The organism is Enterobacter sp. 04-C-12-SI-ECC (assembly GCF_047530715.1).
GTDB lineage: Bacteria > Pseudomonadota > Gammaproteobacteria > Enterobacterales > Enterobacteriaceae > Enterobacter > Enterobacter bugandensis.
The window spans coordinates 175,902-187,807 of the sequence record NZ_JBLKDI010000001.1 but is presented as its reverse complement, the minus strand read 5'-3'; the positions used below and the strand labels follow the sequence as shown (position 1 = coordinate 187,807).

The window sequence follows — 11,906 nt, the reverse complement described above, 5'->3', positions numbered from 1 at the left end:
AAAAATACGCCCACGAAAGCCGTTTAGTTCAGGATCCAGGTACCGTTAGCGCTGTCTTTGCAGGCTTTGCTGTTGCCATCCACATCGACACAGGTCGCTTTTTTACGCGCCTTAGGACGAATGGCCTGTTTGCGGACGGTGGCTTCGTACTGGTCGGCTTTGATAACGGCACGCATCGGGACGTAGCCAATCAGCTGGTCGTTCCCCTCATCGGCGAGCGCCATCCAGTAGTGTTCAACCTGCCCCAGCACTACATAGGTTTTTCCGGTTTCCAGCGTACGGATAACCTTTCCGCCAAAATCAGGACGGCTCATCAGGGAGGCAGGGTACATGGCACGATAAGGCTCGTTGAGCTGGGTGAATTCCGTTGGCGGCACCACGGCGTGACGGTGGGTCAGGGTGACACCGTTGACCTGGCTGGTCACGATCGTGTCGTCGGTGATTGCCGGTTTCTGTGGCGCTTTACAGCCCGCCACCGCCATTACAAACAGAAGTGAAAACAGTACGCGCATTTTCATATGCTTTTCCGTAGCGATATTTTGATGATGGAGATAAGGGGATGAAATTTGACTTAGGTGCTATTGTTAAAATAGTCAGGATAATTTCGGGGTGTTACTAATTTAAAGGCATAGCTACCGCACGAGCCCTTCAGAATAAGGCCCAGCGTCTTCCTGACATATTTTGACAAACGGTAAACAAGTTTACATGAGCTTTGCTTCAATTCAATATTTACCGCAGCGTAAGTGGTGGTAATTGAAGCAGCCGAAACATTATAGGATTAATCTGATAAAAAAACCCGACATGGCCTGGATCTACTTATTTCAACACCTGATAATGATATAACACACTGTTATTAAAGCATAAAATTCAAAAGAGAAAGGATTTCATTAACGCAATAATGCTATTATCGCCACTACCATAATTAGTAGAAATGGCGTTTTGGTGATATCAGAAGAAGATATCGACGATGAATTATTTGTTGCACTAACAGGGTATGTTTAATATTGCCGCATAACCTGACGACACCATCGCTATTTAACTTATTGACTGCGCCTTTAATTTCACGACTCAAAATAACTTATATTTCATGTTGTGATAATAACCCTGTAAGTGATTATACATTTCCATTAATCATTAAGCCTGAGTAAACCTTCTCGTCACTATTTCGAATACCGACGTTGCTACAGCGCCTGTCATCCGCCATGTTTCCACTTTTGAGCGACCGTCTCTTTCATTCGAAATTTTACCTGCGCTACATGCTTTCCCTCTCGACGCTATCTATCCTGCCTACCGGATGATAGATACAATTTATTATTAAAATGATAAAATTTCGTTATAATTTCTTTAAATAGTTGCATGCCAACATTCTTAACTCATTGTTATAAAGATAATTACAGGCAAGAGCCGTAACTCGACCGCGTGGATTTCCATCTCAGCCAGTCATTGCTTTTGCTTATTACCCAGCCGTTGCGCGACCAAACACGTCAGGAGTCAGTATGAACACGAAAAGACGCTCAGTTCCCGGTATCAGACACTACGATGGTCCTGCCGGCGGCTGGGGCGCGTTGAAGGCGACGGCCATTGCGGTACGTACCCAAATGGATACCCTGGACGCTCCCGCGACGCTGCTGCGCACCAACCAGCCGGACGGTTTTGACTGCCCCGGCTGCGCGTGGCCCGATAAAGAGCACAAGTCGACATTCCAGTTCTGCGAGAACGGCGCGAAAGCGGTGACCTGGGAAGCGACCAGTAAGCGCGTGACGCCCGATTTTCTGGCGGAAAACAGCGTCTCCTCGCTGCTGGCTAAATCGGACTTTGAGCTGGAAGGTTACGGTCGTCTGACGCATCCCCTGCGCTATGACCGGGCCAGCGATACCTTCCGGCCCGTCGACTGGGACGAGGCGTTTCAACGCATCGGGGAAATATTGCGCGGGCTCGAACCGGACCAGGTCGAGTTCTATACTTCCGGGCGCGCCTCTAACGAAGCGGCGTATCTGTTCCAGCTGTTCGCCCGCGAGTACGGCACCAATAATTTCCCGGACTGCTCGAATATGTGTCACGAGGCCACCAGCGTCGGCTTGCCGCGCTCCATCGGAATTGGGAAAGGCACCGTCTCGCTGGACGATTTCGACAAGACTGAGCTGGTGATCTCCATCGGTCACAACCCCGGCACCAACCATCCGCGAATGATGGGTACCCTGCACGAGCTGGCGCGTCGCAATGTGCCGATTATCGTTTTCAACCCGCTGCGCGAGCGCGCCCTCGAACGTTTTGCCGACCCGCAAAGCGTGATTGAAATGGCAACCTATAGCTCTACGGACATCGCCTCAACCTACTTCCAGGTGAAGGCCGGGGGCGATGCCGCCGCGCTGAAAGGCATTGCTAAACACCTTCTGGAGATGGAGGCCGAACGCGGTGACGTGCTTGACCGCGCGTTTATTGCAGAACACACCCGGGGTATTGAAGATTTTGCCGCCGATATCGCGCAGACCCGCTGGGACGACATTGAGCGCGAGTCGGGGCTCAGCCAGGCGGCGCTCAAAAAGGTGGCCGAGGCCTATGCCAAATCAAACGCCACCATCATTACTTACGGTATGGGGATTACCCAGCACAATAAAGGCACGGCGAACGTCCGCCTGATTGCTGACCTGCTGCTTCTGCGCGGGAATATCGGCAAGCCCGGCGCGGGGATCTGCCCCCTGCGCGGCCACTCTAACGTTCAGGGGAACCGGACCGTCGGGATTAGCGAGAAGCCTGCCCCGGCCTTCCTGAACCGCCTGAAAGAGGTGTTTGGCTTTGAGCCCCCTTCCCGTCACGGACACGATGCGGTGCAGGCGACGCGGGCCATGATCGACGGTCGCGCAAAAGCGCTCATTTGCCTTGGCGGTAACTTTGCCGTCGCGATGCCCGACCACGAGAACGGTTTCCCGGCGATGGGTAACCTGGATCTGAGCGTGCACGTCGGGACCAAGCTGAACCGTACCCATCTGCTGGTGGGCAAAGAGACCTTTATTTTCCCGTGTCTAGGCCGCACGGAGCTGGATATGCAGGCCACCGGCCGCCAGTCAATCACCGTCGAAGACTCTATGTCGATGGTGCATGCTTCCTCCGGCAAGCTGAAACCCGCCTCGCCGTTGCTCCGTTCGGAGCCTGCCATCGTCGCTGGCCTCGCAAAGGCTACCCTGCCGGAAACACGCGTGGAGTGGCTGACGCTGGTCGAGGATTACGACCGCATCCGCGATTTGATCGAGCAGACCATTCCGGGCTTTGAGAACTACAATGCGCGGATCCGTGTTCCCGGCGGCTTCCGCATGCCGCTGCCTCCGACACAGCGTATCTGGCCCACCGCAACGGGCAAAGCGATGTTCTCGGTATTCGACGGCGTACAGGAAAACGCCAGCGGTGAAGGCGAGCATGTGCTGCGCCTGATCACGCTGCGCAGCCACGACCAGTACAACACCACCATCTACGCCCTGGACGATCGCTACCGTGGTGTATTTGGCCGCCGCGACGTGCTGTTTATGAACGAAGAAGATATGGCGCAGTCAGGGCTGGAACACGGCGATCGCGTGGATATCGAAACCGCCCTCCCTGGCAGCGCGCAGCGGCTGGAAGATATTACGGTGGTGGCGTACAACATCGCCCCGGGCTCCGTCGGCGCGTATTACCCGGAGGCCAATGTGCTGGTGCCGCTCGATTATCTCGACAAGGACAGCGGTACGCCGTCGTATAAATCGGTTCCGGTTCGCATTACCCTGCGCTCGAAAGAGATCCGCATGCTGTAAGGCTTTACGCGCAGAGAAGAGTGATGGACATAAAACAGTTAAAATATTTACTCGCGCTCGACGAGACCCGCCACTTTGGTAAAGCGGCATTGCGGTGCAACATCACCCAGCCGACCCTCTCCATGCGCATCCGCAGCCTGGAAGAGGAGCTGGGGCTGGTGCTGATCGTGCGCGGGCAGCGCTTTGAAGGGTTTACGCCGGAGGGAGAGCGCATCCTAGCATGGGCGCGCGCGCTTCTTGCCGCACACGACGGATTGCAGGCGGAAGCCGCGCTGTGTAAAGGCCAGGTGGTGGGAGAACTACGTCTGGGGATGGTGCCGCTGGCGAGCGTGGATCCGATGATCTTTATCCGCCTGCTGACGCAAAAGTACCCGGAGCTGACCTACAGCCTCTATTCTATGTCTTCGGCGCAGATTGCCGACGGCGTCAGCCGCAATCAGCTTGAGCTGGGGATTTGCTACCTGAACAGCATCGACACCAGCCTGTTTGACATTATTCAGCTTCCTAAAACGAAGATGGGGCTGCTCCACGACACCCGTCATTTCCAGCTTACCCCGGAGATGCTGACCTGGCACGACCTGACGGATTTTCCGCTGGGGTTCCTGACCAAAGGGATGCACTACCGGGCGCATATGGAGGCCAGCTTTAAAGCTGCTGGCATCGAACCGACGGCCGTTTTTGAGAGCGACTCTACGTTCCAGATCATTCAGGCGGTTCAGAGCGGTGTATGCTGCGCCGTGATGCCTCTGAATAACGGGCTGGAAGCCCTGAACAGCACTTTCAGGATTGTCCCCATCGCCGACGCGAACATTGAGGCTCCCATCGGCCTGATTATGCGCAGGCAGAAACCCGTCTCTTCGCTGGCGCTGCGCTGCTTTACCGACGCGCAGGCGATTTATCACGCGGACAAGGAGGCGTAAGCCTGGCGCGTCACCACGCTGAAACCGCCGATCAGCACTGCGGCGCAGACCTCCCGGTAATCCGACGCACTCACCAGCTCGCGCAGCGCATCGCGAATGGCGCTGAGCGTTTCGGGGGACGCGCGTCGCGACGTGATTAATGGCAGCCCTGGCGTCAGCGGCGTTCGATCGAACGCCGCCAGCCCCGCAAGCCGTTCCGGCTCATGACGCTCCAGCAGCGCCCAGGTCACGCAGTCTATGGCGGCGATATCGCTCTTCCCGCGCTGCACGTCAATCAGCGACTGACGGTGGCTGCCGCTGAAGGACGTTTGTGAAAAAAATGGCCCGTCAACAATCAGGGGAGCCACCTTTTTGCGCAGCGCGTTATAGCCGGACTGCGAGTCTTCCGAATTACAAACCGCCCGACGTCCGCGAAAATCCGCCAGCGTGAGATGCCTTTCCTCCGCGCGCGCTACCAGAAAACTGCGGTACTGGCTCCCTTCGCAGCCCGCGGCGGTGTAGTGAAAACAGCCCACCACCTGTACCTCCGGGAGCTGCGTCACCAGCGGGTAGCCGCATGTCTGGCTGAGGATAAGCTCAGGCTGCTGCCAGTGGGCCAGCAGGTCAGACTCCGGCCAGCCGGGAGCACCACCGACGGGCACGCCACGCGCGGCCAGCAGATGCTGCACCGCCAGCCAGAGCGCGCGGGTATCGCCGCGATCCACGGCGTACATGGGAAACGCCAGCAGGTTACTCATACCTCTCCTCCTGTTGTTTTCCGGGATGGACGGTGACCTCCACTGGCCGGGTCCAGAACTGGCGTAGCCATTCACCGTAGCCCCGGACCACAAAGCCGTGGTTACGCAGCCGGTACGCCTCCCGGTTTTGCCGGTAGATCGTCGGCAACCCGTACCAGGGAACGCCCGGTAAATCGTGGTGAATAGAATGGTAGTTGAGATTCAAAAACAGCACCCGCCAGACTAGCCCGGCCTCGTTAATGACCGAGCGCGCGAGCGGATCGTCCGCCGCCCGATGTTCGTAGAACGAGCGGACTTTGGTCAGCGCCAGCGCCGGATAGCTTACCGCCAGCACAAACCAGACGGGTGAAAAGTCGTGATGCACCATCCACGCGAAAAGTGCCGCCAGCAGCAGAGCGTGAACCAGCCACATCGCCATCGCCCGCAGGTGAAAATGACGAAACGCCGCCCCGGCGCTACCCAGCGTCTGAAGGATATCCAGCAGCGGCGCCAGCAGAAGCCGCCCGGCAAAGGTATTCCGGGCCCGGATCAGGCGCTTCTGCCACGGGGAAAAGCGCGCCCAGCTCGCCTCGGTGAAATAATACGACTCCGGGTCATCCGCCGGAAAGGTCAGGCTATCGTGACGGTGATGGGCCAGATGGGAATCCCGATACAGGCCATACGGATACCAGACCGCCAGCGGGAGCGTGCCAAACAGCTGGTTAAGCCGGGCAAAACGGGTGGGATGCCCGTGGATCAGCTCGTGCTGCAGGGACATGTACTAGGCGGTAAACCAGATAAGCAGCAGCGTGGCGGGAAGCAGGCCGAGCGTTTGCCAGAATGTTAGGGTGGAAAACCAGCCGGTATAGATAATGACGATCAGCAGCCACGTAGGGAGTTCACTTCGCCACAGAACCCCAGATGCGAGTCGGTGGATGTGATTGCGCTGCTGCGGATGTAAATAGAGGGAGCTTCGTTTACTCATTCCTTCAGATGCCGTTTCGCCAGAGACAATACTCTGACGATCGGGGATAACGCCTGAAATGACAAAGAACTTAAATCGCTTTGCTTTGCCGGAAACGCAGGGTCACGCCCGGCTTGACTTATTCTGTGGTAAAGGTACTTTTCAGGACATGAAGAAAATATTAATTATCGTACCTGACGGCGGCATGCTTTTTGAGGCCGCCGGTATCGCCGACATTCTGATGCAGGCCAACCGGCTGCATCCGGAAGGGCTTACTCAGCCCCGCTACCGTATCATCATCGCCACCACGCAGCCCCACCAGGTGATCCACGGCCAGTCTGGCCTGAACCTGCTGGCGGACTATCGCCTGCCGGAGCTGGATCCGCGCGAACCGCTGGACACCATTATCATCACCGGACGCGGGATCAACGAGCAGGAGAGCACGGCGGTGGTGGACTGGCTGCACCTCGCTGCCCCGCACGCCCGGCGAGTCGCCTCCATTTGCGGGGGCGCGATGCTGCTTGCCCAGACCGGCTTGCTGGACGGCCGCCGCGCAACCACCCACTGGCGGCTGCTGGAGACGATGCAAGCCCAGTACCCGGCTATCCACGTCGAAGGCGGCCCGCTGTATATTCAGGATGGCCCCATCTGGACCTCCGGCGGCGTGAGTTCCGGGTTCGATCTGACCCTGGCGCTGGTGGAAGACGACTACGGATTTACCCTCGCCCGCGACGTGGCGCAGGATATGGTGATGTATCTGCGTCGCCCCGGCGGACAGCTGCAGTTCAGCCGCTATAGCCTGCAGCAGCCTGGCGCATCGGGGCCCATAAGCGAACTGCAAACCTGGATCCTGCAGAACCTCACCGCCGACCTATGCGTGGAAAATTTGGCCGAAAAGGTGGCGATGAGCCCGCGCAATTTCACCCGGGTTTTTACCCGCGACGCGGGCGTCTCGCCTGCCCGTTACGTGACGGAAGCGCGCCTGGCCGCCGCCCGACAGCTGCTTGAGCAGACCCATGATCCCCTTGAGCGGGTTGCCGAGCAAAGCGGGTTTGGCACCAGCATTAACCTGCGCCGCGTGTTTGAGAAACAGCTCCACCTCACGCCAGGCGAGTATCGCCAGCGCTTCCACTGCCGCAAGATGGCGTAATCTGATCCTTTTTTGTCGTTTACGCCAACCGGCCCCGCGCCTACAGTGACTCCAGACAACAGAGATAAGGAGTGCACCATGGTTAAGGTCGGTATTAACGGTTTCGGCCGTATCGGACGTAATTTCCTGCGCGCGGCGCTGGGTAAACCGGATCTTCAGATTGTGGCCATTAACGATCTGACGGACAGTAAAACCCTCGCCCACCTGCTGAAACATGATTCCCTTCTGGGCAAACTGCCCGCGCCCGTTGAAGCGGCTGACGGCGCGCTGCAGGTGGACGGTCAGCGGATTGTGGTGTTTAGCGAACGCGACCCGGCAAATATTCCGTGGCGCGATGTTGGTGTTGACGTGGTAATTGAGGCCACCGGCTTCTTTACCGATCGGGAAAAAGCGGCGGTGCACGTCACGCAGGGTGGCGCAAAGCGCGTCATCATCTCCGCGCCCGGCAAAAATGACGATCTGACGGTTGTGATGGGAGTGAACCACGATCGGTACGACCCGGCACAGCACGTGGTCGTCAGTAACGGGAGCTGTACCACGAACGGTCTGGCGCCGGCGGCTCAGGTGCTGCATCAGCAGTTCGGGATCGAGCATGGTCTGATGAACACGACGCACGCCTACACCAACAGCCAGGCGCTGCACGACCAGCCGGAAAAAGATCTGCGCGGCGCGCGCGCGGCGGCGCTGTCGATTGTGCCTTACTCCAGCGGCGCGGCGAAAGCGCTGGGCAAAGTGATCCCCTCCCTGGACGGCAAGCTGACCGGGTACTCCCTGCGCGTGCCGGTGCCGGTGGTGTCGATTGTGGATTTAACGGTAACGCTCAGCCGTAGCGTAACCGCCGAAGAGGTGAATGAGGCGTTCCGCAACGCGGCCGCCAGCGGGCCTCTGAAAGGGATCCTGGGCTATAGCGATGAACCGCTGGTCTCCAGCGACTATCAGGGCGACCCGCGCTCCTCCATTATCGACGGGCTTTCCACGCTGGTGATTGGCGGGAACATGGTGAAGATCCTGGCGTGGTATGACAACGAGTGGGGCTTCTCTAACCGCCTGGTAGATCTGGCGGTGCTAATGGATAAGAAAGGGCTGTAAGCCTGGAGCCGGGTGGCGCGAACGCTCACCCGGCAAAAAATCATTCCGCTTTCACTTTCACGCCCATCAACACAATCACCATCGCCGTCACCAGCAGGAACCCGCTTCCGGCGAATACGCCGCTGGCACCGTTAAGGTCAAATACCGCCCCGCCCCCGGCCGCACCGGCGCTTATCGCCAGCTGGATTGAGGCCACCAGCAGCCCCCCTGCACTTTCGGCTTCATCCGGAACGGTGGTGGCAAGCCAGGTTGACCAGCCCACCGGAACCAGACCAAACGCAAAGCCCCACAGCGCCACCAGGAAACCGTCCAGCATTGCCAGATGGCCAAACGCCACCATCGTCAGCGCCAGTATGCCCATGGCGAACGGCACCAGCGCCAGCGTCAGGCGCAGATTACGTGCCAGCAGATGTCCGGCAACGGAAGTACCGACAAAGTTCGCCAGCCCAAAGCCCAGCAGGATCAGTGAAATGGTCTCAACGTTCGCCTGCCCCACCGTTTCCAGGAACGGGCGCAGGTAGGTAAAGAAGGCGAAATGGCCGCTGAAGATCAGAATAGTGGCCAGCATGCCGCCGATCATGCCCGGTCGACGCAGCACGCGGAACAGCGTGCTGAGGCTACCGCTGCTCTCGGGCTTCATGGACGGCAGCACCCAGATCTGCCACAGCAGCGCCAGTACGCTCGGCAGTATGCAGAGCACAAAGACGTTGCGCCAGCCGATCAGGCTACCCAGATAACTCCCTAGCGGGGCAGCAACCACGGTGGCAATCGACACGCTGGAGAAAATCACCGCCAGCGCCTTCGGTACTTTATCCGTCGGAACCAGGCGCATCGTGGTGGCCGTCGACATCGCCCAGAAGCCACCGATGGCGACCCCTAACAGCAGGCGCCCCATCAGCAGGACGTGCAGCGTAGGCGCAAAGGCTACCAGCAGGCTGGAGATGATTTGCAGCACGGAGAAAAACATCAGTACCCAGCGACGGTCGATACTTTTGGTCGCCGGCGTAATCAGAAGCCCAGTGACCAGTGCCACCAGCGCGGTGGCGGTGACGGCCTGCCCGGCCATGCCCTCGCTGACGCCCAGACTCGCGGCCATCGGCGTCAGCAAACTGGCTGGCAGGAACTCAGCCGTTATCAACCCAAACACGCCCAGCCCCAGTGAATAGACGGCCCGCCAGGCGGGTCTGGCTGGCGCCACGGCCTCTCTCGCCACGACACATGAATTCATCTGTTGTTCTCCCGTTATAAAAATGTGACAACTGTCGCAAAAGCATAGAGGGTTCACCGTGGACGATCTATGACATATAATCTCCACTTATTGATTATTCGTCCGGAGTTGCGCCATGACCGTTCAGTCCCCCGATTTGATCAGCGAACTCTTACGCGGCATGCGCCTGTCGGGTGTGAAATACCGACGGATTGAAGCCAGCGCGCCGTTTGGCGTGGCGTTCCACCAGGCGCCCGGTAAGGCGCAGTTCCATTTTGTGAGCCACGGTAGCGCCCTGCTGCGTATGGAGAGCGGTGCGACCTTCGAACTGAGCGGCGGCGACGCGCTGTTTATTCCTGGCGGGAATGCCCACGCCCTGCTCTCTGACGCGCAGGCAGCCATTACCCCGGTGAACGCTTTTCCGAGCGAACCTATCTGCGGCTCGGTGTGCGCCATTACCTGCGAGCCCTGTCCGGAGAGCGAGAACACCATCATCTTTAGCGGGTGTATGGATTTTGAGCTCGGCGGGATGCAGCCGCTGATCAAAGCAATGCCGGAAGTGATGATGGTCAGCCGGCTGATGTCCACCTGGCCGGAAATTCATCCGCTACTGGCGGCGATGGAGCGAGAATCCATGACCCGTCAGGCCGGGTTCGCCGGGATCCTTGCCCGGCTGGCTGACGTGGTGGCGGCGTTAATTGTGCGCGGCTGGGTTGAGGGCGGCTGCGGTAAAGCCACCGGCTGGGTGCAGGTTTTACGCGACCCGCGCCTGAGCCGGGCCATTTACGCCATGCACCAGCAGCCTGGCCTGAACTGGAGCGTGGCGGATCTGGCGAAAGAAGCGGGCACCTCACGCTCCGTGTTTGCCGAACGGTTTCTGGCCGCGACGGGGACGACCCCGGCAAAGTATCTCAGCGAACTGAGAATGCGGCTGGCGATTCAGTACATTCGTCACGAAAATCAGCCGATTGAAACGGTCGCCCTGCGGCTGGGTTACGGATCGCTGGCGGCGTTTAGCCGGGCCTTTAAGCGCATCATTGGCCATGCGCCGGGCACGCTGCGGGAAGCCGGCCAGGCCCCGGAAGAGGTCTGACCGGCAGGCTGGCATCAGAAAGAGTATTTAAAGCGCACGCGGCCACCGTAGCGATCGTCGTTTTTCTTATCGCCCGCTTTCGGGGAAGCGTTGACCCAGGACGCATACGCGCCCAGATAGATGTTGAAGTTTTTCATCTTCATGACGTTCGGGATCAGGTACGTCGTATGGATGGTATGAATATCATACTCGCCCGTCGCGTCCAGGTAAGCGGTGTTGAGGTTCATGACCACGCCGTTCTCCGGATCGGTTTTAAGCCCGTCCCAGGTCATAGTAAACCCGTAGCCGTCGCTGTAGAGATCGTCCGACTTTAATTTCCCCGTCGTTCACAGAACCGAAGAAGAATACCGCATCATCGAGATACATTTTCCCGCCGAGAGGCTGAACGGAAAATCCGGCAAAATTGCCGTTATCCATTTTTCGATAACCATCAAAACCTCATAAATTACGCCCGTTAATATCCCAGCGTTATTTATATCCCGGCGCCCGGTCGCTATTAGTGCTTTGATTAATGGAGGTCAGACTGCCTGTTTTACTGGCGGCATCCATATTAAACTCCACGTCACCATAAAATTTAATATCGCCAAACCCTGAAAGCGTCAGCTTTGGCGGTTCGGCTTTGCTCACCGGCTCTTCGGACTGCATAACAACGGCGGGTGGTGCCTGCGCGGCGGCCGCCTGCTGCTGTCTAAGCGCCGGAATAAAATGCACTTATCAGTATTACCGTTTTTTTAATTTCATAAAATTCATCCTGATTATAAAAGTGGATACGCAAATAGGGAGCATCGCCATTTCGACTACATAGCCTTTTGGGTTCTATTATTTTTTTTGTTGCACAACAAATCCTTCCGGACAGGGCGTGCGAAGCGGTAAATTGTCTGGTTCTGCGCAAAATGGGATATTCAACACGCGAAGCGGGCAATATTCGTCTAAGGTTTTCAGGTGATTGATAACAGCGGTCACGCTGCTCAGGAATACAGGA

The 11,906-nt window shown here is 57.8% G+C and carries 8 protein-coding genes and 2 pseudogenes; 5 read left to right on the top strand and 5 right to left on the bottom strand.

Annotated features, from left to right (window positions below; all coding sequences use genetic code 11):
* Positions 1-23 precede the first annotated feature (23 nt).
* Complete coding sequence (locus ACMWL8_RS00960; RefSeq protein ID WP_045260279.1) at positions 24-518, bottom strand: hypothetical protein; 495 nt, start codon at positions 516-518, stop codon at positions 24-26.
* A gap of 978 nt (positions 519-1,496) precedes the next feature.
* On the opposite strand from ACMWL8_RS00960, the gene ACMWL8_RS00955 reads away from it, so the two are divergent.
* On the top strand, positions 1,497-3,785 hold the full coding sequence (locus ACMWL8_RS00955) for an FdhF/YdeP family oxidoreductase (protein ID WP_045260280.1): 2,289 nt from the start codon (positions 1,497-1,499) through the stop codon (positions 3,783-3,785).
* A gap of 23 nt (positions 3,786-3,808) precedes the next feature.
* Positions 3,809-4,705 carry a LysR family transcriptional regulator gene (locus ACMWL8_RS00950; RefSeq protein ID WP_045260281.1) on the top strand — a complete coding sequence of 299 codons (897 nt, stop codon included), beginning with the start codon at positions 3,809-3,811 and terminating at the stop codon, positions 4,703-4,705.
* Here ACMWL8_RS00950 and ACMWL8_RS00945 read toward each other — a convergent pair.
* Together ACMWL8_RS00945 and ACMWL8_RS00940 are read right to left on the bottom strand one after the other, a co-directional pair.
* A complete protein-coding gene (locus tag ACMWL8_RS00945) occupies positions 4,684-5,442 on the bottom strand; it encodes a phosphate/phosphite/phosphonate ABC transporter substrate-binding protein (protein WP_045260282.1) in 759 nt (252 codons plus the stop codon). The genes ACMWL8_RS00950 and ACMWL8_RS00945 overlap by 22 nt on opposite strands.
* Positions 5,435-6,406: pseudogene (locus tag ACMWL8_RS00940) on the bottom strand (fatty acid desaturase). Before ACMWL8_RS00940 ends, ACMWL8_RS00945 begins: the two are co-directional and overlap by 8 nt.
* 148 nt (positions 6,407-6,554) lie before the next feature.
* Here ACMWL8_RS00940 and ACMWL8_RS00935 point away from each other — a divergent pair.
* Entirely contained in the window at positions 6,555-7,535 is a 981-nt protein-coding gene (locus ACMWL8_RS00935; protein WP_041909518.1) for a GlxA family transcriptional regulator, read from the top strand.
* 78 nt (positions 7,536-7,613) lie between these two features.
* On the top strand, positions 7,614-8,624 hold the full coding sequence (gene gap, locus ACMWL8_RS00930) for a type I glyceraldehyde-3-phosphate dehydrogenase (RefSeq protein ID WP_045260283.1): 1,011 nt from the start codon (positions 7,614-7,616) through the stop codon (positions 8,622-8,624).
* Positions 8,625-8,664: 40 nt separating this feature from the next.
* On the opposite strand, the gene ACMWL8_RS00925 is transcribed toward gap, so the two are convergent.
* Positions 8,665-9,852, bottom strand: coding sequence for an MFS transporter (locus ACMWL8_RS00925; protein WP_045260284.1), 1,188 nt, complete (start codon positions 9,850-9,852; stop codon positions 8,665-8,667).
* Positions 9,853-9,967: 115 nt separating this feature from the next.
* Between ACMWL8_RS00925 and ACMWL8_RS00920 the strand changes: the two genes are divergently transcribed.
* The gene (locus ACMWL8_RS00920) at positions 9,968-10,924 is read left to right on the top strand and encodes an AraC family transcriptional regulator (RefSeq protein WP_028013503.1); all 957 of its coding nucleotides are present in this window, start codon (positions 9,968-9,970) and stop codon (positions 10,922-10,924) included.
* A gap of 14 nt (positions 10,925-10,938) precedes the next feature.
* Here the strand turns inward: ACMWL8_RS00920 and ACMWL8_RS00915 are convergent.
* Positions 10,939-11,635: pseudogene (locus tag ACMWL8_RS00915) on the bottom strand (carbohydrate porin).
* Positions 11,636-11,906: the final 271 nt, after the last annotated feature.